17 protein-coding genes and 1 tRNA gene are annotated in these 24,826 nt (G+C 57.8%); 12 read left to right on the top strand and 6 right to left on the bottom strand.

The window, feature by feature from the left end; all coding sequences use genetic code 11:
- Positions 1-78 precede the first annotated feature (78 nt).
- Positions 79-1,038, bottom strand: coding sequence for a DNA cytosine methyltransferase (locus tag DL239_RS01170; RefSeq protein WP_167681404.1), 960 nt, complete (start codon positions 1,036-1,038; stop codon positions 79-81).
- Between the two features lie 144 nt (positions 1,039-1,182).
- Positions 1,183-1,257 (bottom strand) — tRNA-Gly (locus DL239_RS01165).
- A 152-nt stretch (positions 1,258-1,409) separates the two neighbouring features.
- On the opposite strand from DL239_RS01165, the gene DL239_RS01160 reads away from it, so the two are divergent.
- Positions 1,410-2,309: a YHYH protein gene (locus tag DL239_RS01160; protein WP_167681402.1), complete on the top strand. Its 900-nt coding sequence runs from the start codon at positions 1,410-1,412 to the stop codon at positions 2,307-2,309.
- Between the two features lie 89 nt (positions 2,310-2,398).
- Here DL239_RS01160 and DL239_RS01155 read toward each other — a convergent pair whose 3' ends face one another.
- Positions 2,399-5,839 carry a pyruvate carboxylase gene (locus DL239_RS01155; protein ID WP_167681400.1) on the bottom strand — a complete coding sequence of 1,147 codons (3,441 nt, stop codon included), beginning with the start codon at positions 5,837-5,839 and terminating at the stop codon, positions 2,399-2,401.
- 125 nt (positions 5,840-5,964) lie between these two features.
- Positions 5,965-7,125, bottom strand: a complete 1,161-nt coding sequence (locus DL239_RS01150) for an alpha-hydroxy acid oxidase (protein WP_167681398.1) — start codon at positions 7,123-7,125, stop codon at positions 5,965-5,967.
- A gap of 282 nt (positions 7,126-7,407) precedes the next feature.
- Between DL239_RS01150 and DL239_RS01145 the strand changes: the two genes are divergently transcribed.
- The gene (locus DL239_RS01145) at positions 7,408-9,834 is read left to right on the top strand and encodes an ATP-dependent helicase (protein ID WP_167681396.1); all 2,427 of its coding nucleotides are present in this window, start codon (positions 7,408-7,410) and stop codon (positions 9,832-9,834) included.
- 644 nt (positions 9,835-10,478) lie between these two features.
- Here the strand turns inward: DL239_RS01145 and DL239_RS01140 are convergent.
- The gene (locus tag DL239_RS01140; RefSeq protein WP_167681937.1) at positions 10,479-10,697 is read right to left on the bottom strand and encodes a DUF1127 domain-containing protein; all 219 of its coding nucleotides are present in this window, start codon (positions 10,695-10,697) and stop codon (positions 10,479-10,481) included.
- A gap of 293 nt (positions 10,698-10,990) precedes the next feature.
- Between DL239_RS01140 and DL239_RS01135 the strand changes: the two genes are divergently transcribed.
- From DL239_RS01135 to murD, 9 genes are all read left to right on the top strand, one after another.
- On the top strand, positions 10,991-12,055 hold the full coding sequence (locus tag DL239_RS01135; RefSeq protein WP_167681394.1) for an Mrp/NBP35 family ATP-binding protein: 1,065 nt from the start codon (positions 10,991-10,993) through the stop codon (positions 12,053-12,055).
- A 780-nt stretch (positions 12,056-12,835) separates the two neighbouring features.
- Entirely contained in the window at positions 12,836-13,342 is a 507-nt protein-coding gene (gene mraZ, locus DL239_RS01130; RefSeq protein WP_167681392.1) for a division/cell wall cluster transcriptional repressor MraZ, read from the top strand.
- Positions 13,342-14,334: a 16S rRNA (cytosine(1402)-N(4))-methyltransferase RsmH gene (gene rsmH, locus DL239_RS01125; protein WP_167681390.1), complete on the top strand. Its 993-nt coding sequence runs from the start codon at positions 13,342-13,344 to the stop codon at positions 14,332-14,334. Before mraZ ends, rsmH begins: the two co-directional genes overlap by 1 nt.
- Positions 14,331-14,693: a cell division protein FtsL gene (gene ftsL, locus DL239_RS01120; RefSeq protein ID WP_167681388.1), complete on the top strand. Its 363-nt coding sequence runs from the start codon at positions 14,331-14,333 to the stop codon at positions 14,691-14,693. Before rsmH ends, ftsL begins: the two co-directional genes overlap by 4 nt.
- The gene (locus DL239_RS01115; RefSeq protein WP_167681386.1) at positions 14,690-16,471 is read left to right on the top strand and encodes a peptidoglycan D,D-transpeptidase FtsI family protein; all 1,782 of its coding nucleotides are present in this window, start codon (positions 14,690-14,692) and stop codon (positions 16,469-16,471) included. Before ftsL ends, DL239_RS01115 begins: the two co-directional genes overlap by 4 nt.
- Before the next feature lie 14 nt (positions 16,472-16,485).
- Complete coding sequence (locus DL239_RS01110; protein WP_167681384.1) at positions 16,486-17,970, top strand: UDP-N-acetylmuramoyl-L-alanyl-D-glutamate--2,6-diaminopimelate ligase; 1,485 nt, start codon at positions 16,486-16,488, stop codon at positions 17,968-17,970.
- Positions 17,967-19,403 (top strand): UDP-N-acetylmuramoyl-tripeptide--D-alanyl-D-alanine ligase, encoded by a 1,437-nt coding sequence (locus DL239_RS01105; RefSeq protein WP_167681381.1) that lies wholly within the window; start codon positions 17,967-17,969, stop codon positions 19,401-19,403. The genes DL239_RS01110 and DL239_RS01105 overlap by 4 nt, the downstream gene beginning before the upstream one ends.
- Before the next feature lie 23 nt (positions 19,404-19,426).
- Positions 19,427-20,509: a phospho-N-acetylmuramoyl-pentapeptide-transferase gene (mraY, locus tag DL239_RS01100; RefSeq protein ID WP_167681379.1), complete on the top strand. Its 1,083-nt coding sequence runs from the start codon at positions 19,427-19,429 to the stop codon at positions 20,507-20,509.
- Between the two features lie 234 nt (positions 20,510-20,743).
- The gene (murD, locus tag DL239_RS01095) at positions 20,744-22,141 is read left to right on the top strand and encodes a UDP-N-acetylmuramoyl-L-alanine--D-glutamate ligase (RefSeq protein WP_167681377.1); all 1,398 of its coding nucleotides are present in this window, start codon (positions 20,744-20,746) and stop codon (positions 22,139-22,141) included.
- A 195-nt stretch (positions 22,142-22,336) separates the two neighbouring features.
- On the opposite strand, the gene DL239_RS01090 is transcribed toward murD, so the two are convergent.
- Positions 22,337-23,515 (bottom strand): BaiN/RdsA family NAD(P)/FAD-dependent oxidoreductase, encoded by a 1,179-nt coding sequence (locus DL239_RS01090; protein WP_167681375.1) that lies wholly within the window; start codon positions 23,513-23,515, stop codon positions 22,337-22,339.
- Positions 23,516-23,646: 131 nt separating this feature from the next.
- On the opposite strand from DL239_RS01090, the gene ftsW reads away from it, so the two are divergent.
- A complete protein-coding gene (gene ftsW, locus DL239_RS01085) occupies positions 23,647-24,816 on the top strand; it encodes a putative lipid II flippase FtsW (protein ID WP_167681373.1) in 1,170 nt (389 codons plus the stop codon).
- Positions 24,817-24,826 lie beyond the last annotated feature (10 nt).

The raw sequence follows: 24,826 nt of genomic DNA, 5'->3' as shown, positions 1-24,826 counted from the left end.
TCGGACCGCGCCTGACCTTCCCCCCGGGAAGGCGCTCCACGCCTCCCCAAGGTCAGGCGTGGTCCTACATAAAAAGTGTCAGGCCCGCACGACATGCAGGTTTGGCTTGGAAATGGCTGCTTTTAGCTGAGTGGCAACGGCCTGTGCGACAGGAGGCGGGAAGGCGTTGCCCACCTGTTTGTAGGCATTGGTCTTGGCGCCGGTGAAATGCCAGTCATCCGGAAAGCCCTGTAGGCGGGCCACCATGCGCACGGTCAGTCGGGGCATGTCGTTGTGGAAAGGATCTGGGGCCTCGGGCGCGATAGTGCGGCCCTCTACCCCCAACGATGCCCATGCCTTGCGCGAGCGGGTTGGGCCCAGATCCGGGCCGCCGTGTTTTTTGGAGCCGCCAACGATGGTAGGCGCGATCTCATCAGCCTTGGCAGCCCAGTCGTCTGCTCCACGCCAGCCACGTTCCTTCATTAGGTCAATCAGCGTTTCACCGACTTTGGGCGGGTTGTGTGGCAGCGGTTCGGGCCAGCAGAACTGATCGTTATATTCCTTGCGCAGAGCAACAATCACCACGCGCGGGCGTAGCTGTGGCACGCCATAGTCTGAGGCGTTCAGCAGCCGCCAGTCAGTGGTGTAGCCCAGTTTGCCAAGTTGTTTTTTCAGCTTTTCGCGGTAATCAAGGAACACTGCATCCAGAAATCCGCGTACGTTTTCAATCATCACCGCCTTGGGGCGGGTGGCGTCGACGATTTGCAGCGCGTCGTCGAACAGGTTGCGCTCGTCCTTATCGCCGAGCTGCTTGCCGGCGACTGAAAACGGAGGGCAGGGCAGACCGCCAGCTAGCAGGTCGATCCCGGCAAAGTCTGAGGCGCGCTCTTTGAAAAGGCGCACGTCTTCTTCGAGCACATTCCAGTTGGGGCGGTTGTGACGCAAGGTGGCGCAGCAATGCTTGTCGATCTCGACCAGTGCAGTGTGATCAAATCCGGCTTTCTCCAGCCCCAGGGCCTGACCGCCCGCACCCGCGCAGAGTTCAACTGATGTCAGCATGCTACCTCGTCGTTGTTATTTCGCCGTTAAGGCGTTCTTGCTCTGTTCTTAGCGGTGAAGCTGATTCCCCGCAAGGCTGGACACTAGAGCCTGAGCCACAAATGCGAAAGGGCCGCCCGAAGGCGACCCTGTTCGTTTGACCGATGGAGCGGGCGAGGCGATTCGAACGCCCGACCCTAACCTTGGCAAGGTTATGCTCTACCCCTGAGCTACGCCCGCATACCGTCGGTGAGGGCTGAGATATGAATTCCGCGCCCGCGCTGCAAGTGCAAAACGATGCTGAGCTAAATAATTTTTGGAAAAACTTCGACGGAACGGCTCGGCTCAGGCGTGAAACCGTATAGCAGACATAAAAAGCAGGGAAAAATAGCATGCGTGTTTCTGATACAATCAAGCTGGTCGCATTGGGTAGTATGATTTCTGTAGGGTTCGTTTTGCAGAGCGACGCGCAGGGGCGACCAAAAATGCGCAAGCACACCACTACGCTGGCACAGGACGTTGACCTTGTTCCGGCTCAGGTCGCGGTTCAGGGGGGCAAGGTCAAGCTGAGGGCGAGTGGTGATTCAGTGAAGATTCGCGCCAATGGCATCCCGGACCATGCGGTGGGTCAGTTCCCCAACCGGGGTAACCCACATGCGATCAAAGCGCAGAATTATCGGTTCTCTGCTGATACAGACCAGTTGCCGCGTGTTGCCAAGGCCTTTGGTCTGGCTGGCTTGTTCGGGGTCGCGGTTAATGGCGTGCCGTTTGATCCGGGAGCGGCAGAGTTCTGGAATGGCAATCGCCAATCCGGTTGGCAGTATGAAGCCTTGGGTGGGGCGGTGACATTAGGGTTGGATCAGAACTATGCCCATGTGCAGCCAAGCGGGGCCTATCATTACCACGGAATGCCCTGGGGGTTGATGCAGCAGGTGGGGTGGTCGGCTGACAAGGCCTCGCCTTTGATTGGTTACGCGGCGGATGGGTTCCCGATTTACGCCATTACGGCAAATGCGAATGGCAAGGTGCAGGAAATGACCAGTTCCTACAAATTGAAAACGGGCAATCGCCCCGGTGGCTCCGCTCCGACGGGTCGTCATGATGGGGCTTTTGTGCAGGACTATCTGTACAGCGCAGGGGCGGGTTCACTGGATGAGTGTAATGGTGCGCAGGTTGTCACGGATGAGTTCCCAGGCGGTACCTACGCTTATTTCCTGAGCCGGGAGTTTCCAGTGGTGCCGCGTTGCCTAAAAGGTCAGGCGGATCGCAGTTTTGGAAAGCGCAGAGGGTAAAAGGGCCTTTGGCCCTTGCCTCCGGCGGGAGTATTTTGGGCAAAAAGAAGCGCGCGGGCAAAGAGTGACCCGCGCGCGTCTGGTTTAGGTTATTCCAGCTCGATCAGCAGGTCCTTGGCGTCGATCTGGGCGCCCGGCTGGACGTGCACAGCTTTGACCACGCCATCCTGTTCGGCGTGGATGCCGGTTTCCATCTTCATTGCTTCGATAGTCAGGAGCAGATCGCCTTCGTGTACTTGTTGGCCGGTTTGAGCCGCCACAGTTGCCACCACGCCGGGCATTGGTGCGCCAAAGTGGTTGTCGTTGGCGGGGTCTGCCTTGGGACGTGCTTCGGTGGTGGCTTTCACCAAGCGGTTGGGCACTCGGATAACGCGGGGCTGGCCGTTGAGTTCAAAGAACACTCGCACCTCGCCCTTTTCATCAGTTTCACCAATGGCCTGCAGGCGAATTTCTAGGGTTTTGCCCGGGTCGATTTCGGCCTCGATCTCGTCGCCGGGTTCCATCCCGTAAAAGAAGGTCTTGGTTGGCAGCGCGCGGACCGGTCCATAGGTGCGGTGGCGGCCCATGTAATCCAGGAAGACCTTGGGATACATCAGGTAGCCGTTCAGATCTTCGTCATCGATTGCCTTGCCGTTTAGCTCGGCGCTGAGCTCGGCGCGGGTGGCCTCTAGATCAACAGCCTCAAGGTGCTTGCCGGGGCGCTCAAGATTGGGCGATTCACCTTTCAGGACTTTGTTGAGGAAGGCGTCGGGGAAGCCGTTGGGGGGCTGGCCCAGGTTACCACGCATCATGTCGATGACAGAATCCGGGAAGGACACATCGGTTTTTGGGTCTTCAACCTCGGCGCGGGACAGGCCCTGTGAGACCATCATCAAAGCCATGTCGCCGACCACTTTGGACGAGGGGGTCACCTTGACGATGTCGCCGAACATCTGGTTCACGTCGGCATAGGTTTGGGCGACCTCGTGCCACTTTTCCTCGAGCCCCAGGCTGCGGGCCTGCGCCTTGAGGTTGGTGAACTGGCCGCCGGGCATCTCGTGCAGGTACACCTCGGATGCAGGAGCCTGAATGCCGCTTTCAAAGGCGGCGTATTGCGCGCGGACCTGCTCCCAGTACCCTGAGATTTCGCGCACGGTGGCGATATCAATGCCGGTGTCGCGGTCTGTGTTGCGTAGGCCCTCGACAATGGAGCCGAGGCAAGGCTGCGAGGTGCCGCCCGAGAAGGCATCCATGGCGGCATCTACAGCATCAACTCCTGCATCTGCGGCGGCGAGGATCGTTGCGCCTGCAATGCCGGATGTGTCGTGGGTGTGGAAGTGGATCGGCAGGCCGACCTCTTCTTTCAGGGCCTTGACCAATACACGGGCGGCGGCAGGTTTCAGCAGGCCGGCCATGTCTTTCAGACCCAGAACATGGGCGCCAGCGGCCTCTAGCTCTTTGGCCATGCCGATGTAGTATTTCAGGTCATACTTGGCGCGGTTGGGGTCCAAGATGTCACCGGTGTAGCAGATGGTGCCTTCGCAGATCTTGCCGCTGTCGACCACGGCATCCATGGCGACGCGCATGTTTTCGACCCAGTTGAGGCTGTCAAACACGCGGAAAACATCAATGCCCTTGGCGGCCTCGGCGACAAAGCTTTGCACCACGTTATCGGGGTAGTTGGTGTAGCCGACGCCGTTAGAGGCGCGCAGCAGCATCTGGGTCATCACGTTTGGCATTGCCTCGCGCAGGTCGCGCAGACGCTGCCATGGGCATTCCTGCAAAAAGCGATAGGCCACATCGAATGTCGCGCCACCCCAGCATTCGACCGAGAACAGCTGGCTTAGGTCATTTGCATAGGCCGGGGCGACCTTGATCATGTCGATCGACCGCATCCGGGTGGCCAGCAGCGACTGGTGACCGTCGCGCATTGTGGTGTCGGTCAGCAGCAGTTGCCGCTGGGCCTTCATCCAGTCGGCCACCGCCTGCGGGCCTTTTTGCTCCAGCAAGTTACGAGTGCCATAGGGCAGGTTGCCGGGTGCGACCTTGGGTGGGCGCGGGGCCTTTAGGTCAGCGTGCGGCGCAGCGCGGCCTTCGGTTTCCGGGTGACCGTTGACCGAGATATCGGCGATATAGGTCAACACCTTGGTGCCACGGTCGCGACGCTTGGTGAACTGGAACAGCTCGGGCGTCTCGTCGATGAACTTGGTAGTGTAGCTGTTGTCGAGGAAGGTTGGGTGCTTCAGCAGGTTTTCGACAAAGGCGATGTTGGTCGATACTCCGCGCACGCGGAATTCGCGCAGGGCGCGGTCCATGCGGGCGATGGCCATTTCCGGCGTTGGCGCCTTGGCAGTGATCTTGGTCAGTAGGCTGTCATAGTAGCGGGTGATAACGCCGCCTGCATAGGCGGTGCCGCCGTCCAGACGAATACCCATGCCGGTGGCTGAACGATAGGCGGTGATGCGGCCATAATCGGGGATGAAGTTGTTTTGTGGATCTTCGGTTGTCACGCGGGTTTGCAACGCGTGGCCTGTCAGAACCACCTGATCCTGGCTGGCCTTACCAGTAGCCTCGGCAATGCTCTTACCTTCGGCGATCAGGATCTGGGCGCGCACAATGTCGATGCCGGTAACTTCTTCGGTGACCGTGTGCTCTACCTGCACCCGTGGGTTCACTTCGATAAAGTAGAATTTGCCGTCGTCCATATCCATCAGGAATTCGACCGTACCGGCGCATTCATAGTTCACATGGGCGCAGATCTTGCGGCCTAGCTCACAGATCTCGGTGCGCTGTTCCTCACTTAGGTAGGGCGCAGGGGCGCGTTCCACGACTTTCTGATTGCGGCGCTGCACCGAGCAATCGCGTTCAAACAGGTGATAGATGCCACCCTGTTTGTCACCCAGAATCTGCACCTCGACGTGGCGCGCGCGCTGGATCATCTTCTCCAGATAGCCTTCGCCATTGCCGAATGCGGCCTCGGCTTCGCGGCGGCCTTCTAGGATCTTTTCTTCCAGTTCGTCTTCGCCATAAATAGGGCGCATGCCGCGACCGCCGCCGCCCCATGAGGCTTTGAGCATGAAGGGATAACCAACTTCCGCAGCTTCCTTGCGGATGGCATCCATGTCATCGCCTAGGACTTCGGTTGCTGGAATGACTGGAACGCCAGCTTTGACCGCAACCCGGCGGGCCGAGGCTTTGTCACCCAGAGCGCGCATGGTTTCGGCCTTGGGGCCGATGAAGGTGATACCATTACGCGAACAGGCATCTACAAAGTCGGGGTTTTCCGACAGTAGACCATAGCCGGGGTGGATCGCATCTGCGCCACATTCCTTGGCGACGCGGATCATCTCGTCGATGCTAAGGTAGGCAGCAACAGGCCCCATTCCTTCGCCAATGCGATAAGCTTCATCCGCTTTGAACCGGTGCAGGCCCAGTTTGTCTTCTTCGGCATAGACGGCAACGGTGGCTTTGCCCATCTCGTTGGCGGCGCGCATTACGCGGATGGCGATTTCGCCACGGTTGGCAATCAGGATTTTTTTGAAGTCTGTCATGTCACCCTCGGGGTCGTGCAATTTAGAGCAAGTGTTAGGCACATCTTAGAGACAGGTATACGCGTAGTAGTGGGTATAACCGGCAGGATAGTGCGGTTCTGCGGCTTGGTGGTGCGGTATTGTTCCTATTTATCGATCTTTATTGACGGTGACATCATCACCGGTGTGGGCAGGTTGTTCAGGTTATCGCAGCCCATCTGGCCCATGTTGGCCTTTAGATCCTTTTTCAGGATGTCGATCAGGTGGGCAGGGCCAGTGGGGCCCAGTGCTGCCAGCGCAAAGTGGAAAGCGCGTCCCAGCATGACATAGTTCGCGCCCAAAGCCAGTGCGCGTAGGATATCCAACCCGCTTTCAATCCCGCTGTCAAAGATCAGTGGCAGATCGGTGGCCTGTCGGATCAGCGGTAGCATCTCGATGCTGGCGGGGCAGCCGTCGAATTGGCGGCCTGCGTGGTTTGAGACCCACAGGGCGTCAGCGCCGACTTTCTCTAATCGTTCAGCATCTTCGGGGCGCAGTACACCCTTGATGACCAATGGGCCGTCCCAGTGATCGCGCAGCCATTGCACATAATCCCAGTCGGGCGAGGTCCGCAGCAGGTAGCCGATATGAGCGGTCGAAGACAGGCTGCCCAAACTGGCGTCGATGTACTTGTCGAGTGTGCGCATGTGCGGCATGCCGCGCTGGGCCATACCCAGTGCCCAGGCTGGGCGCATCATCACCTGTGCCAGCAGGCGTGGAGTCAGTTTGGGCGGTTGTGTTAGTCCCGATCGCACTTGTCGTTCCCGGCGCGAGGCAACGGGGACGTCTACTGTTAGCACAAGTACTTTGAACCCAGCCGCCTTGGCGCGTTCCAACATGTCTTTACGGATGTCGGGGGCTTTTGGCGGGTAGAGCTGAAACCAGCCTTGGTTGCCCAGATGTGGTGCCAGATCCTCGGGGGATTGGGTTGCCACGGTGGATAGGGAATAGGGAATGCCCGCGGTGGCGGCTGTCTGGGCTAAGTGGCGCTCGGCATTGGGCCAAATCAAGCCAGACATGCCCAATGGGGCGACACCAAATGGCAGAGGCAGCGTTTCCCCCAACAATGTGGTGCTAAGGTCGACATCAATAGGGCCGTGCAGGATTGAGGGCAGGAAGCCTACCTGATCCAGTGCTACGCGGTTACGGGCCTTGGTGGCTTCGGTGCCGGTGCCACTGTCCAAGTACTCCCAAACGAACTTTGGCAACCGCTGGCGGGCGCGGTGGGCTAAATCTGAAACAGCAGGGTAGCGACTATCTAATTCCATGGGGATTTGTGGGAAAGCCTGCGGTAAATTGCAAGTGCTGCGGTGCAGCGAAGGTCATTTTGAAACATTTAGCAAGGAAACCGACTGATTTTGGTGCTTCTGTTCCGTTTTGAAGGGGTGGAGTGGTCGAAAGTTACAGGCATATCGAACGGGCGGGAGGCGTTTTGTGTTCGTGCTGCCTAAATCCTGTTGATGGAAGAAATGAAAAAGCGTAAATAATTTGGGGAACATTGTGTGAACGTCCTCTTTCGCGCTGTGTTAAATCACGCTAGGATTACGCCCATGAGCAGTTTTGATGAAATGGACGCCTTTGAGGGCGCCTCGCTATCCTCTCGTGCCATGGCGGCGCGGCCCAAACCATACCTTGATGCGCTGAACCCGGCGCAGCGAGAGGCCGTGGAGTGTTTGCATGGGCCGGTGTTGATGTTGGCCGGGGCGGGTACTGGTAAAACCAAAGCGCTAACGGCGCGGATTGTGCACCTGCTGACCACCGGGACAGCCCGCACGAACGAGATTTTGGCGGTGACATTCACCAACAAGGCCGCGCGCGAGATGAAACAGCGGGTCGGCGGCATGCTGGGCCAACCGGCCGAGGGTATGCCTTGGCTGGGCACGTTCCACGCGATCTGTGTGAAGTTGTTGCGCCGTCATTGCGAACTGGTGGGGCTGAAGAGCAATTTCACCATTCTGGATACAGATGATGTGATCCGGCTGTTGAAACAGCTGATCCGCGCCGAAGGGATCGACGACAAGCGCTGGCCAGCGCGGACATTGGCCAATGTCATTGATGATTGGAAGAACCGCGCATTGGTTCCGACTAAGGTGCCAGTCGCGGATGCTTCGGCCTATAATGGTAAGGGCGTGGATCTGTATGCACAGTACCAAACCCGCCTGCGCGAGCTGAACGCGGTGGATTTTGGCGATCTGTTGTTGCACATGGTGACGATATTTCAGAACCACCCCGACATCCTAGAACAATACCAGCGCTGGTTCCGGTTCATCATGGTTGACGAGTATCAGGATACCAACGTCGCCCAGTATCTGTGGCTGCGGTTGCTGGCTGGTGGGCACAAGAACATCTGCTGCGTCGGTGATGATGACCAGTCGATCTATGGCTGGCGCGGTGCCGAGGTGGGTAACATCCTGCGGTTTGATAAGGACTTTCCCGGTGCCAAAGTGGTGCGGCTGGAACAGAACTATCGCTCGACCGAGCATATTCTGGCGGCAGCATCGGGTGTGATCGCCGGCAACGAGGGTCGGTTGGGCAAAGAGCTGTGGACCGATGCCAAGGGTGGCGAGAAGGTTCGGCTGATTGGCCATTGGGATGGTGAGGAAGAGGCTCGCTGGATTGGCGAAGAGATTGAAGCCATGCAGCGTGGTACGCGTGGGCAAGGGCCTCGGGATCTGGATCAGATGGCGATCTTGGTCCGCGCCTCGCATCAGATGCGCGCGTTTGAGGACCGTTTCCTGACCATTGGCCTGCCTTATCGTGTAATCGGTGGGCCGCGATTCTATGAGCGGCTCGAGATTCGCGACGCTATGGCCTATTTCCGGGTTGCCACCAGCCCGGATGATGCGCTGGCGTTTGAGCGGATTGTGAATACTCCGAAACGGGGGCTTGGCGACAAGGCGCAACAGACCATTCAGATGACGGCACGGGAAAACGGTGTGTCATTGGTCGAGGGCGCGCGTCTGGCGGTTGAAAACGGCCTCATCAAGGGGAAGGGCGCTGGGCAATTGCGGCAGTTGCTGGACAATTTGGCCCGCTGGAGCGCGATGACCGTTGGTTCGGTTCTTGAGGTCGACGATAATTCTGTGATCGACGAAGGCGGCGCGCCGCAGATGCGGTTTGGTGAGCCAGACGTGCCGCACCATGAGCTGGCACAGATCATTCTGGACGAGTCTGGCTACACCACCATGTGGCAGAACGACAAAACGCCGGATGCGCCGGGTCGGTTGGAGAACCTGAAAGAACTGGTCAGCCAGCTAGAGAATTTCGAAAACCTGCAAGGGTTTCTGGAGCATGTCAGCTTGATCATGGACAACGCATCCGATGACAACGGGCAGAAGGTGTCGATCATGACCCTGCACGGCGCCAAGGGGCTTGAGTTTCCGGCGGTGTTCCTTCCCGGTTGGGAGGATGGTCTGTTCCCGTCACAGCGCAGCATGGATGAAAGCGGGCTGAAGGGCTTGGAAGAAGAGCGCCGTCTTGCCTATGTAGGCATTACGCGGGCCGAAGAGGTTTGCACCATTTCCTTTGTTGGCAATCGACGGATTTTTGGGCAGTGGCAATCGCAATTACCGTCACGGTTCATTGATGAGTTGCCCGAGGAGCATGTCGAGGTTCTGACACCGCCCGGCCTGTATGGCGGCAGTTATGGTGCTGCGGCCCCGACCGAGGCTCCGGTGCGATCGACCATCGAGCAAAAGATGCAGCAGGCCGACGGGTATAATTCACCTGGGTGGAAGCGGATGCAGGCACGGGCTGGTCAACGCGGCATGGCGCAACCTCAGGCGGCCAAGAATCAGATTATTGATTCTACCGTGGTGTCAAAGTTCACATTGGGCGACCGGGTGTTCCACCAAAAGTTTGGGTACGGCATGATCGCTGGAATCGATGGCGATAAGCTGGAAGTCGATTTTGACAAGGCGGGCCTGAAAAAGGTGGTCGCGGCCTTTGTGTCACCTAAAGATGACATTCCGTTCTAGGGGCTGTCGTCGAGGATTTCGCTTGCAGTGGTAAGGATGTGAAACGCCTTGGTTCGAATGAAACCCGAGCGAGGCGTTTCTTGCTGTCTGGAGTTACAGACCTGCGGCGCTAAGGATAATGTGGAAGACAAGTGCGCTAACTGTCCACGTTAGAATCTTGATACCGTGCTTTTGGATATATTCGCCAATAGGGCGAGATTTTGGGCGTTGTTGGTAATGACGCCCAGAACTGTAGTGGTGCTGGTTCGACAAATTCCCGGCTGCCATGGGTGCCTCCAAAACGATCAACTTGGTTAACAGCAAGTTATCGGTGATTGCTTAACCAAATCCTAACAGCGGTTGCAGCAGCTCAGTTTTGCTAAGCCTGAGGGGTGCTTGCATTGCAATGGCCGGGATGCGGCAGAATTGCCCCGGTAAGTGCGTCAATATGAGATGAGATCGATTAGGCAAAGAAAAACGGCGGTGCCTAGGGAGGAGGAGGGGCACCGCCGTTCTTTGCAACACCGGGGTTTCAGGGAGGAGGAAGTCCCGGTGTATTCAGACCCGGTTTTGAACCGGTATAGGGTGCGGCAGCATCAGGGAGGAGGAGGATGCTGCCGCGTAGGACAGGTCTTTTAAGGGAGGAGAAAAAGACCTGATCTCTATTACTTGGTGCCGTAAACGGCTTCGTGTGCGACGCTGTGCAGCATCGAGCGGTTCAGACCCAGGTCGGCCAGTTCGCGGCGGGTCAGCGTGGAGAGTTCATCCAGTGTCCGACGAAACTGACGGTATTGAGTGAAGCGAGCCCACGCGGCCTCGGCCATGGCGACAGGCGCGCAGAACAGCGATGGCTTGGTGGTGCTGACGTGATCAATTGCGGCCATTGTCTTGTTCCTTGGTGTATTTCGGTGCGTTGCCTGTTTGGCGTTGCTTGAGGGGAAAATAGGAATTTGCGGCGTGGGCACAATCCCCAGCTTGGTCATTTCTGCTATGCAGCATTTGCATGGGTCAGCTGTTGACGTCCCGGATTTGCTGAACTTTTGGGATGTCAGTTTGGCGTTGCATTATTACTGGGCAAAATGTGAACGCTTGCCTTGGTTGGGTTGTGCGCCATCTTGGGGTTTTTGCCAGACGCCGCAGCACCTATATGAGGTCGCAATGAGATAAGGAGACCAAGATGACCGTGACACAGGCAGAGATATACGGGGCACTAGAGCGGCTGGAGATGCCTGATGGCGGCAACTTGGTATCCCGCGATATGGTGCGGGCTTTGCGGGTTGATGGGGGGAAAGTCAGCTTTGTGATCGAGGCCCCCAGTCCAGACATTGCCAAACTCATGGAGCCGTTCCGCCGCGCAGCCGAAGAGGTGGTGCGCGGCCTGGATGGGGTGCTGGCGGTTTCAGTTGCATTGACGGCGCACGGGCCAGCGGCTGAAGCGCCAAGTCTGAAGATTGGTGGCCATGCCAAACCGCAAGCGGGGCCAATGAAGCCGGCGGGCGTGCAGCGCATTCTTGCGGTGGGGTCCGGTAAAGGGGGTGTTGGTAAATCAACTGTCGCCTCTAACCTTGCTGTGGCGCTTGCCCGGCGGGGGCGCAAGGTGGGGTTGTTGGATGCGGATATCTATGGCCCTAGCCAGCCACGCATGATGGGGGCGTCAGGGCGCCCGGCCAGCCCGGATGGGAAGACCATTGAACCTTTGCACGCGCATGGCGTCACTTTGATGTCGATTGGGTTTCTGTTGGAAGATGACAAGGCGGTGATCTGGCGTGGACCTATGCTGATGGGGACGTTGCAGCAGATGTTGGGGCAGGTCAACTGGGGAGAGTTGGATGTTCTAATCGTCGATCTGCCGCCAGGGACCGGTGATGTGCAGTTGACGCTGTGCACCAAAGCTGAACTGTCAGGCGCCATTGTTGTGTCGACACCTCAGGATGTGGCACTGCTGGATGCGCGCAAGGCGATGGATATGTTCAAGACGCTGAAGACGCCAGTTTTGGGGCTGATCGAGAACATGTCGTTCTTTACCTGCCCGGATTGCGGAGGCGAACACCATATCTTTGGTCACGGAGGTGTCACGAGTGAAGCTAAGGACATGGGGCTGCCATTGTTGGGTGCCCTTCCGATTGATCTTGAGACCCGGCTTGCGGGTGACAGTGGTACGCCGGTCGCGGCAGGCGATGGGATGATGGCGCAGGCCTATGCGCGCATTGCCGAGGGGCTGGTCAAGGGTGGGATGGCCTGACTGAAGCTAACCTTCAAAGCGACATTTGCTGGTAAATCGGCCCACCTTCACAGGTGGGCCTTTTCGTTTTAAGGGGGCAGGTGCCATCTTCGAGAGGTGGTGGGTGGTCATTTGGGAAAGTATGGTCCTGTGGGAATTTATGGGCATCATGGGAGGCTGTGGGCGCAGAAGCCACGGTTTTGGAGCGGAATTGACGATTTTCTTCGAATCAATTTCGATTCGATGTCGTGATGCTCAATTCGCCTGTGGGTTGCTTGGGGATAATTCCGGAACGTAAAGGGAACGGAAATTGAGAATCGGATTCGTGAGTTCTTTCCTGGGAAATTAAGGGAAATTTTTTGAAGCTCTGCGATTCACCTTATATTGTGACAATGAGTTGCGGATATGCTATATTTTGTGATGATCGCTCAATGATTGGATTTTTCTACAGGCAATTTTAACTCTTGTTAACCAATCCGACATGGTAATTCAGAAAAAAGCGTTGCCATACCATCAAGTCCCATAGTATCCCTATATATATCGAATGAGACGAAGAGCACGGGGCAACACAACGACCCCATACTTATAAAAAGAGCAGGTATCATACAGGCCTTCGCTTTCATCAGATGCTGAGATCCGGCGCGCGAGCGAGCAGACATCCCCCCAGGTGGCGCGCGCAGTCGGGCACTCCCGCTAGGCGGGACGAAGATGGCGAATTGATCCGTGGCAGCTGATCAATTCGCCTTTTTCCATACTGGGGCACAAACGAGACGCGAGGAACGTAGCAGAAGGGACGTAAGGTTGGGCCGCAGGTTCAGAGGCGAAAGCCAACACAAGGTGGATACGAAGGGCAGGGTGTCTATCCCGGCCTCGTTTCGCCGTGTGCTTGAATCTGGTGATGATAACTGGCAGCCCGGCGGCAATCCTGAGTTGGTTATCGTGTACGGCGATAGCGACCGCAATTTTCTGGAATGTTATACGATGCAGGCTATCGACGAGGTCGATGCCAAGATTGATGCTCTGCCACGTGGATCTATGCCACGTAAGGCGTTGCAGAAATTGTTCCACGGGCATTCCTTTCCAACAACCGTTGATGAGACTGGTCGCCTGGTTCTGCCAGCAAAGCTGCGTAACAAGATTGGGCTCAAGGGTGAGGCCTTCTTTATTGCCGCTGGTGACACATTTCAGATTTGGAACCCTGAAACGTATGAGAGTGAAGAAGGGGCGCAGACAGATGAATGGCTGGAGACCCTGCCGGAAGGCTATGATATAATGCAGTTCCTTGATGGGACTGGAGAGGCTAAGTGATGACTACGGACCAGAATTCCGGTTCTGCCCCCCACATTCCCGTCTTGCTGCGCCCACTGTTGAAGGCCGTAGCACCGGTATCAGGGCGGTGGCTGGATGGTACATTTGGCGCTGGTGGTTATACGCGTGGCTTGCTGGAGGCGGGTGCCTCGCAGGTCATTGGCGTGGACCGCGACCCTTTGGCGTTTGAAATGGCTGAAAGCTGGGCGGGCGAATATGGCGACCGGCTGGTGATGCAGCAGGGCGTGTTCTCGCGCATGGACGAATATGCCAGCAATTTAGACGGCGTTGTTCTAGACTTAGGTGTGTCGTCGATGCAATTGGACTTGGCCGAACGTGGGTTCTCGTTCATGAAGGATGGCCCGCTGGATATGAGGATGTCCCAGGATGGACCCTCGGCGGCTGATCTTGTGGCTGAGTTGTCCGAGGTTCAGTTGGCGGATATTCTGTTTCATTTTGGCGAAGAACGCGCTAGCCGCCGTATTGCCAAGGCTATCGTCAAAGCACGTGCACTGGAACCGATCACTACCACGTTGCAATTGACCAAGATTGTCGAGGGATGCTTGCCGCGGTCCAAGCCGGGCAAATCGCACCCCGCCACCCGCAGCTTTCAAGGGCTGCGCATTGCCGTGAATGCCGAATACGAAGAGTTGTTTCAGGGGTTACTGGCTGCCGAGCGGGCGCTAAAGCCTGGTGGCTTGCTGGCTGTTGTCACCTTTCATTCTATCGAAGACCGTATGGTCAAACGTTTCTTTCAGCACCGTGCGGGTAAGACCGGGCGTGCCAATCGATTTGCTCCAGAGATTGAGGAAATTCCATCGCAGTTCACACTGGTCACCCGCAAGGCCGAAGGGCCGGATGATCAGGAGCTGGCGGAAAACCCACGGTCGCGGTCAGCGCGGTTGCGGGTTGGGCGGCGTAGCGAGGCACCAGCCACGCCGATTGAGGCCCGCGATGTTGGTATGCCGCAACTGAAAGAGGCACGCCGATGAAAACTCTGGCTTATGTCTTGTCCGCGCTGGCGGTGTTCGGTTTGGCCTTTTGGGCATACCGCGAAAACTATACAACGCAGCAAGTGTTGAAAGAGACCCGGACGCTTCAGCGTGAAATTGGTTCAGCCCAAGTGCGACTTGGGGTCTTGCGGGCCGAGTGGGCCTATCTGAACCGCCCTGACCGTTTGCGGGAACTGGCCGAGTTGAACTTTGACAGCCTCGGCCTTTTGCCTCTTCGTCCCAATCAGTTTGGCCGGGTGGATGAGGTTTCTTACCCTCAGGCACCGTTGTTGCCACTGCTGCCCATCACTAATGGTATCGATGTGTCGACTATGGCGGCGGAGGGGGCGAACCAATGATCCGTACTCCTCTTCGTCCACTGGCCCGTATTCTGACCGCCCGAGCAAAAGGGGAAAACCCGGACGCGATCGAAAAAGAGAACCTGCGCCAGCGACATGCTGAAATTCAGGCCCGCTCGCAGCAGCGCTCTGAGGGGCGGTTGTTGGTGTTGGGGGTGTTCTTCATGTGCGCCTTTGGGGTGATTGGTCTCCGTATGGGGATGATGTCGACATCAGAGCCAACTGAGCCAACCTCTAGTGCGTCGGGTAGCGCCATTGCCGCGCAACGTGCTGATATCGTTGATCGTGAAGGTCGCATTCTGGCGACCAACTTTGAAACGCACTCGCTTTATGCCCATCCACAACAGCTCATTGATTCGGCTGCGGCAGCTGACGCGCTGGGCAAGATCTTCCCGGATCTGGATCGCGAGCGGTTGCTGAAGGATTTCTCTGGCAAACGCAAGTTTGTCTGGATCAAGAAAAAGATCAGCCCTGAGCAAAAGCAGGCAGTACATGACATTGGTGATCCCGGTTTGCTGTTTGGACCACGCGAAATGCGTCTGTATCCGAATGGCAGTCTGGCGGCCCATGTTCTGGGCGGGGCCAGTTTTGGCAAGGAAGACGTCGACGCGGCAGAAGTGATCGGTGTTGCGGGTGTTGAACGTCAGTTCGACAGTTATCTGCGCGATCCTGCAAACGGCGCCGAGCCGCTGCAATTGTCGCTGGACCTGACTATTCAGGCCGCCGCCGAGCGGGTGTTGTATGGCGGTATGCGGTTGATGAACGCCAAGGGCGCGACCTCTATCCTGATGGATGTGCACACCGGCGAGGTGATCTCGGTTGTGTCTCTGCCCGACTTTGACCCGAATGAGCGCCCACGTCCGTTGACTACTGGTGATTCGTCCGACAGCCCGCTGTTCAACCGGTCGGTGCAGGGCGTGTATGAGCTGGGCTCTACCTTTAAGATTTTTACCGCAGCGCAGGCGATGGATCTGGGGTTGGTTAATCCTGATACCATGGTTGATATCCGGGGGCCGCTGCGCTGGGGCCGCTTTGCGATCCGGGATTTTCATAACTACGGCAATAGCTTGTCAGTTGAGCGGATCATTGTGAAGTCGTCGAACATTGGCACCGCGCGTCTGGCGCAACAGATCGGAGCCGAGCGCCAGCGCGATTTCCTGTCACGTCTTGGCATGCTGGAAGCCACTCCGTTTGAAATTTCCGAGGCGAGTGGTGGCCGGCCATTGTTGCCGCCAAACTGGTCCGAACTGTCAGCTATGACCATTTCATATGGCCACGGGCTGTCGACTAGTCCAATGCATCTAGCCGCAGGGTACGCGACCATTGCCAACGGCGGCAACTATGTCAGCCCAACCATTCTGAAACAGGACGGGCCACAACTGGGTCCACGGGTTATGTCAGCCGAGGCTGCCGCTGCGTCGCGCGATATGTTGCGCATGGTGGTGACGGAGGGCACAGCCAGCTTTGGTGAGGTTCCGGGCTATCAGGTTGGCGGTAAGACCGGCACTGCCGATAAGCCGAAGCCAAGTGGCGGTTATTACGATGACAAGGTGATTGCCACTTTTGCGTCGATGTTCCCTGCCCATGACCCAAAGTATGTTCTGGTGGTGACGCTGGATGAACCTTCGATCATTGCCTACGACGAAGAGCGTCGGACGGCTGGCTGGACCGCTGTTCCAGTTGCTGCTGAAATGATTGGCCGGATTGCACCTTTGCTGGGTCTACGCCCGCAAGTTGAACCTGCCACGGTGACTGATATAACACTCACCTCAAACTGACAGGTGAGGTCGCTATGAGCAACACATCCGAGAAAGCCCTCGGCCGGTTGGGCCTGACTGCGCGCGGTGGTGCAGACCCGATTATCAAAGGCGTAACGTTAGACAGTCGCGCAGTCGGCGATGGCTTTCTGTTTGCGGCCCTTCCCGGCAGTGTGGTGCATGGTGCCAGGTTTATTGCCACAGCATTAGATCAGGGGGCGGCGGCCATTCTGACTGATGCAGAAGGTGCCAAGATCGCGGCATCCGAACTGGCGGCCGGTCATGCCGCAGTGGTGGTAACCGAAGATCCGCGTCAGGCATTGGCCTATGCTGCTGCCCTTTGGTTTGGTGCGCAGCCGCAAACGGCTGTGGCGATCACCGGCACCAATGGCAAAACATCGGTAGCGACATTTGTACGCCAGATCTGGGAAGAGCTGGGGCACGCTGCCGTGAACCTTGGCACCACCGGGGTTGAAGGTGCCTGGAGCTATCCGCTGGCCCATACCACGCCAGACCCGATCACTCTGCATAAGGCGCTAGCGAAAGCTGTTGAAAATGGGGTGACCCATGTGGCTATGGAGGCGTCGAGCCACGGGCTGGACCAACGACGCCTTGATGGTGTGCGTCTGGCGGCTGCAGGGTTTACCAATTTTAGCCAGGATCACCTGGACTATCACCACACGTTTGAGGCTTATTTTGCCGCCAAGGCCGGATTGTTCCGCCGGGTGTTGCCGGACGAGGGCGTCGCGGTGATCAATATGGATGACCCGCGCGGCGCAGAAATGCGGGCTGTCTCTGGTGCGCGCGGTCAAGAGGTCATTACTGTAGGGCGTGGCGTGGGCGATCTGAGCCTGATGAGCCAACGCTTTGACGCGTCTGGGCAGGACATGCGGTTCAGCTGGCATGATAAACCGTTTCAGGCTCGGCTTAATCTTATAGGCGGCTTTCAGGCTGAAAACATCCTGCTGGCCTGTGGCTTGGTGATTGCATCGGGCGAGAACCCCGAGCTCGTGTTTGAAACCTTGCCACATTTGAAAACCGTGCGGGGGCGAATGCAGTTGGCAGCGACCCGCAATAACGGTGCAGCGGTGTTTGTTGATTTCGCCCACACGCCCGACGCCATTACCACCGCGCTAAAGGCGCTGCGGCCGCATGTATTGGGTCGCCTAGTAGCTATTGTTGGCGCAGGTGGAGACCGAGACGCCGCCAAACGGCCGTTGATGGGGCAGGCTGCAGCTGAGAATGCCGATATGGTGCTTGTCACGGATGATAACCCTCGCAGCGAAGACCCGGCCGTGATCCGCGCCGCTGTCAAAAGCGGAGCACCGGGTGCGCTTGAATATGGCGATCGCGCCGAAGCCATCCTGCGCGGTGTTGATGCGCTGGAACCCGGCGATGCACTGATGATCTGCGGCAAGGGGCACGAAAGCGGTCAGATCGTTGGCGATGACATTTTGCCCTTTGACGATGTGGAGCAAGCCAGCATGGCCGTCGGCGCCTTGGACGGAGGGATGGTATGAGCCTTTGGACAGCGCAAGACGCGGTTGCTGCTACAGGTGGCCGTGCACAGGGTGACTGGAGCGTCGATGGCGTTTCGATTGATACCCGAACTTTGCAGTCGGGTGACTTGTTTGTCGCGCTAAAGGCGGCCCGTGATGGGCATGACTTTGTGGCGCAGGCCTTGGCCGCTGGAGCAGGGGCTGCTTTGGTATCGCGCGTTCCTGACGGGCTGGATGATGATGCGCCGCTGTTGATTGTGGATGATGTGTTAGAAGGGCTAGAAGCTTTGGGCCGCGCGGCGCGTGCCCGCTGTGGTGGGCGTGTTGTGGCGGTGACCGGGTCGGTAGGTAAAACCTCGACCAAGGAAATGTTGCGCACGGTGTTGTCGGCGCAGGGGCGCACGCATGCGGCCGTCGCCAGCTACAATAACCACTGGGGCGTGCCGCTGACACTGGCGCGCATGCCCGCTGACAGCGAATTCGCGGTCATTGAAATTGGCATGAACCACCCGGGCGAAATTGCTCCGCTGGCTGTTCAGGCCCGTCCACATGTGGCACTGATCACCAATGTGGCTGCGGTGCACATCGAAGCTTTCGAGTCCATCGACGGCATCGCTCGTGAAAAAGCCGCTATTTTTCAAGGGTTAGAGGCGGGTGGCATTGCGATTAGCAATGGCGATCTGGAAACTGCTCCGATCGTTTCATCTGCCGCAGCCGAACAGGGGGCTCAGCTTGCTAGCTTTGGTGAAGGTGCTAGAAATGACTGCCGGTTGTTGGATGTCTCTTTGCAGGACAAGCAGACCATTGGCACGGCTCTAATAGGGTCGCAGAAGCTATCGTTCACGATCAATGCGCCAGGACGGCATTTTGCTCAGAATGCAGTGGCTGTCCTTGCAGTCGTTCAGGCGCTTGGGATCGACCTGGCAAAGGCTGCTGGTGATCTGGCGCAGTGGACTCCGCCCGCCGGGCGCGGCATGCGCGAGATTATTAGGATTGACCCTGAAAGAGATGACCAAACGCTGGAACTGATCGACGATGCGTTCAACGCCAGCCCCACTTCGATGAAAGCCTCGCTAGAGGTTCTGGCAGCAGCTAAGCCCAAAGATGGGCTGGGTCAAACAGCCAAAGGGCGCCGAGTGGCGGTTCTTGGCGACATGCTAGAGCTGGGCGGGGCCGAGGGTGTCTTGCATGCTGGCTTGGCTGATCTGCCGTTTCTGTCAGAGATCGACATCATCCATTGTGTCGGCCCGCGTATGCAAAACCTGTGGCAACGCTTACCTGCGGGGCAGCGTGGACGTTGTGCCGATAGTGCCGACGAGTTGCTGGATGAACTGTCTCAGCTGATAGATGCCGGCGATGTTGTGCTGATTAAGGGCTCCAAAGGCATCAAAGTCTCCAAGATCGTTGACGGCATCCGCAAATTAGGCCATGGCGGCGCCACCCAATCCAAATAAACTAGCGAACAGGACCCCTTTACATGCTCTTTTGGCTTACCGAGCTATCGGACGGCGGCGATTTTTTTAACCTGTTCCGCTATATCACCTTCCGTGCGGGCGGGGCGTTCCTGACCGCGCTGATCTTTGGCTTTCTGTTCGGCAAGCCGTTGATCAATGTGCTGCGCAAAAAGCAGGGCAAAGGTCAGCCAATTCGTGATGACGGCCCCGAGGGGCATTTCGTCAAGGCCGGAACCCCGACCATGGGGGGGTTGCTGATTGTGGGGGCGCTGCTGACCTCTACCTTGATCTGGGCGCGTTGGGATAACCCATTTGTTTGGCTTGTTCTTTTTGTGACGATGTCCTTTGGCCTGATCGGCTTTCTTGACGACTACGCCAAGGTGTCTAAGCAGAATACCGCAGGCGTTCCGGGTAAGGTCCGTCTGCTATTGGGTATTCTGATCGCCATAATCGCCGCGCTATGGGCTTCGGCCTATCATCCCGAAGCCTTGCAAAATCAGCTGGCGATGCCAGTGTTCAAGGATACGCTGGTCAATCTGGGCTACTTCTATGTGCCATTTTCAATCTGCGTTGTGGTGGGCACGGCCAATGCGGTGAACCTGACCGACGGGCTGGACGGGCTGGCTATCATGCCAGTGATGATCGCAGCGACCACTCTGGGCATCATCGCCTATGCCGTCGGCCGGGTCGATTTCACCGAGTATCTGGACGTGCACTATGTCCCCGGTACTGGCGAGATCCTGATCTTTACCGCTGCGCTGTTTGGCGGAGGTTTGGGCTTTTTGTGGTACAACGCCCCACCTGCGGCTGTGTTCATGGGCGATACTGGTTCGCTGGCCTTGGGCGGCGCTTTGGGTGCCATCGCTCTGGTCATCAAGCACGAACTTGTGCTGGCCATTGTTGGTGGCCTGTTCGTGGTCGAGGCACTGAGCGTGATCATTCAGGTGCTGTACTACAAACGCACCGGCAAACGGGTGTTCTTGATGGCTCCGATCCATCACCATTACGAGAAAAAGGGTTGGGCCGAGCCGACTATCGTGATCCGTTTCTGGATCATCTCGCTGATCTTGGCGATGATTGGTCTGGCGACGCTGAAGGTTCGGTAAAACACCAGCCTTTGGTCCGGCCGTGAGGCCGGGCCGCGCCCGACCCTCCTCACGAGTGGGCGCTTTGCATCCACCCAGGGTTAGGCGCTGCCCTAAGTGGTTTGCCAAACCAAGGATTTAGCGCAAAGGCCTATGGCCGTTCTTGGCCAATCCCTGAAACTAGCCTGCTTGCAATTTCTCATACCTCCGGTGCACTGTGCCGCCGGTATCTAAGGTTAAGGAAAGGGCGCGCGGATGATCCCGGTTTATGGATTTTCAGGGGCCAATGTGGCGGTTTTGGGCTTGGGGCGTTCTGGCCTGGCAACGGCGCGAGCGTTGCGGGCGGGGGATGCCACTCCGATCTGCTGGGACGACAACCCAGCGGCGCGCGAGGCGGCTGAGGGCGAGGGCTTTACCTGTCGCGATCTGCACAAACAGGGGGGCTTTGATGACGTTGCCTCGCTGATTGTCTCGCCCGGTATTCCGCATCTTTATCCTACGCCCAACCCTGTAGTGCGCGCTGCGCTCGACGCGGGCGTGCCGGTAGACAATGATATTGGGTTGTTCTTCCGCTCCGTCGCGACATCGCAGTGGGACAACTTTGAACGCATCCCGCAGATCGTGGCAGTGACCGGGTCGAACGGCAAATCCACCACCGTCGCGCTGTTGCATCACATCCTGGAAAGCGCTGGCAAAGAGGTGCAGATGGCGGGCAACATCGGCCGTGGCGTGCTCGATATAGACCCGCCTGGCGATGGCGGCATCGTGGTGCTGGAGCTGTCCAGCTACCAGACCGAACTGGCCCGTTCGATGACGCCGGATGTGGCGGTGTTCACCAACCTGTCCCCCGACCATCTGGACCGTCATGCAGGCCTGGGGGGCTATTTTGCTGCCAAACGTCGGCTGTTCGCAGAAGGTGGTCCTGATCGCGCGGTGATTGGCGTGGACGAGGATGAAGGCGTATTTCTGGCTGGGCAGCTGTCGATGGGGGCGGCGGATGATCGGGTGATCCGGGTGTCCTCGGGGCGTAAGCTGGCTGGCGTTGGCTGGAACGTTTTTGCGCGCAAGGGGTTCCTGTCGGAATACCGCAAGGGGCGGCAGGCGGGATCGATTGACCTGCGCCAGATGACTGGGTTGCCGGGTGCCCACAACCACCAGAACGCTTGTGCGGCCTATGCCGCCGCCAGGACACTGGGTTTGGCTCCACGGATGATCGAGGGTGCGTTGGAGACCTATCCCGGCCTGCCACACCGCAGCCAGACCATCGCCGAGGTAGATGGCGTGCGGTTTGTGAATGACAGCAAGGCCACCAATGTCGACAGTGCGGTCAAGGCGCTGAGCGCGTTCAAGAAAGTTCGCTGGATTTGTGGTGGGCTGGAAAAGGATGGCGGGCTGGAGGCCTTGAAGGGGCAGACCGGCAATGTGCAAAAAGCCTATGTGATTGGGCGTGAAGCCGCGAATTTTGCCATGCAGCTGGATGTTGAGGCGGAGGTTTGTGGCGACATGGCCCGCGCGGTTGAGCAAGCGATTGCGGATGCGCAAGAGGGTGAGACCGTATTGCTGGCTCCGGCGGCGGCGAGTTTTGATCAATACGATAGCTTTGAAAAACGCGGTGATGATTTTATTGCCGAGGTTGAGAAAAGGCTAAAGTAAGAAGGGGGCTCGGGCTCACTATAGCAGATACCGCGTCTGACCCACTCTCGCCTGACTTTTGCCTGCCACAGCCTGCCCCCGTGCTCCAGCAAAATAGCCGTATCCCCGCAATAGCGGGGCCCCGCGGCGATTTGGCGTGACCCCGGCGACTGCCTATGGCCGTCAGAATTCAGGCGAGGGCGGCTCCGAAGCAGATCAGCGGTTGGCGATGGCAGTTCCGGCGGCGTGCCCCGAGGACCAGGCCCATTGGAAGTTGAAGCCCCCCAGCCAGCCTGTGACATCGACCGCTTCGCCAATGGCATAGAGGCCAGGAATAGACTTGGCTTCCATGGTTTTCGACGACAGCGCATCGGTGCCGATGCCACCCAGTGTGACTTCGGCCGTGCGATAGCCCTCGGTGCCGGATGGGGTGAGCTGCCAGTTGGACATTTTGTTGCACAGGTCTTGAAGTGCCGCGTCGGATTGATCGGCAAGACGCCCCTTTAGCTGAAACTCTTGTGTTAGGTGGTCGACCAGCCGACCCGGCAGCAGCCGTGACATTTCGGTGGTGAGATCGCGGCGGCCTTCGACCTGACGTTGTTCACGCAGCAAGTCGTACAGGGGTAGTTCGGGGATCAGGTTGACCGTGATGTCCTCACCCTCGCGCCAGTATGACGACAGCTGCAGTACCGATGGGCCAGAAAGCCCGCGATGGGTAAACAGCAAGGCCTCGTCAAAAGATGTGCGTTCATTGGATAGGCGGGCGGGCAGGGCGACGCCGGCCAGAGGCTTGAACCGATCTTCGGAAAAGGTGAAAGGCACCAACCCGGGGCGGGTTTCGGTAACTGGCAGGTCGAATTGACGGGCGATGTCGTAGGCAAGGCCAGTGGAGCCCATCTTGGGGATGGATTTGCCGCCAGTGGCCAGCACCAGATTGCGGCAGGTTATAGTCTGGGTTTTGCCGTCTCGGTCCAGAGTGACGAAAAACCCCTGATCCGTGCGCTTGATCGAGGTAACCGAGGTTTGCAGCCACAGCTCTGCCCCGGCGTCCTTCAGCTCGTCGACCAGCATGGCCACCACTTGCTTGGCGGAACCATCACAGAACAATTGCCCCAGAGTTTTCTCGTGCCAGGCGATACCGTGTTTGTCCATCAGTTCGATGAAATCCCATTGGGTATAGCGCGCCAGTGCGGATTTGCAGAAATGAGGGTTGGCCGACAGGAAGTTCTTGGCCTCGGCGTACATATTGGTGAAGTTGCAGCGCCCGCCACCGGAGATGCGGATTTTTTCGCCGGGATTGCGCGCGTGATCGACCACCAGAGTGCCGGAACCCGCGAAACGGGCGCACATTATGCCAGCCGCGCCGGCGCCAAGGATGAGGGTTTGATACAACATTGTCAGCCCATGGCGCGGATTACCTCCAAAGGCAAGAGGAAGAGGCTGGCTTGAATCTGCGAAATAGCGTAAGAATGGGGCAGAGACCCCGATAACGGGGCGAAATTGAGGCACAGATTGGCGGTATTCCCATGACTGAAATGGTCTATGGCGCGGTTCCCACGCATGTTGGCGAGCCTATTCTTCCCAAATGGTGGCGGACGGTGGATCGGTGGACTTTGTCCTGTATCCTAGGGCTGTTCATTGTCGGCTTGTTGTTGGGGCTTGCAGCTTCGGTGCCGCTGGCGGCGCGTAACGGGTTTGATAATTTCCACTATGTGCAACGACAGGCGGTCTTTGGATGTTCCGCGCTGGTGGCCATGGTGATGACATCGATGATGACGCCGACTTTGGTGCGCAGGTTGGCGGTGATTGGCTTTGCTTGTTCCTTTGTTGCACTGGCGATGCTGCCGGTGTTTGGCACTGACTTTGGCAAAGGCGCTGTGCGTTGGTACAGCCTTGGTTTTGCCTCGGTTCAGCCGTCTGAATTTCTTAAGCCCGGGTTTGTGGTCGTCGCGGCCTGGATGATTGCCGCTAGTCAGCATATCAACGGCCCTCCGGGACGGCTGTGGTCCTTTGGTCTGTGCATCACGATTGTGCTGATGCTGGCAATGCAGCCGGACTTTGGTCAGGCCTGTTTGGTGCTGTTTGGCTGGGGTGTAATGTACTTTGTTGCCGGCGCACCGATGCTGCTTCTGGTGGGAATGGCAGGGGCCGTGGTGATGGGCGGCATGTTTGCCTATGGCAACTCGGAACACTTTGCCCGTCGCATTGATGGTTTTCTAAACCCCGAAGTCGACCCGAGAACCCAGTTGGGCTATGCGGCTGATGCGATCCGCGAAGGTGGCTTGTTTGGTGTTGGTGTCGGTGAAGGCCAGGTGAAATGGTCGCTGCCTGATGCGCATACTGATTTCATTATTGCCGTTGCGGCCGAGGAATACGGCTTGGTGCTGGTGCTGATCCTGATCGCCCTATACGCAACAATCGTTGTGCGCTCGCTGTTCAGGTTGATGCGTGAACGTGATACATTCATCCGATTGGCGGGTACCGGGCTGGTTTGCATGCTGGGTGTACAGGCTATGATCAACATGGGTGTTGCGGTGCGGCTGCTGCCAGCCAAGGGCATGACACTTCCGTTTGTCAGTTATGGCGGTTCATCCCTGATCGCGACTGGCATTGCAGTTGGAATGTTGCTGGCCTTTACCCGCTCGCGACCGCAAGGTGGCATTGCAGATTTGCTGCGCGGACACGAACGCGGCTGAGATTAAGGAA

This window comes from Parasedimentitalea denitrificans, assembly GCF_011813015.1.
Taxonomy (GTDB): domain Bacteria; phylum Pseudomonadota; class Alphaproteobacteria; order Rhodobacterales; family Rhodobacteraceae; genus Parasedimentitalea; species Parasedimentitalea denitrificans.
This window is presented reverse-complemented; position numbering and strand designations above follow the sequence as displayed.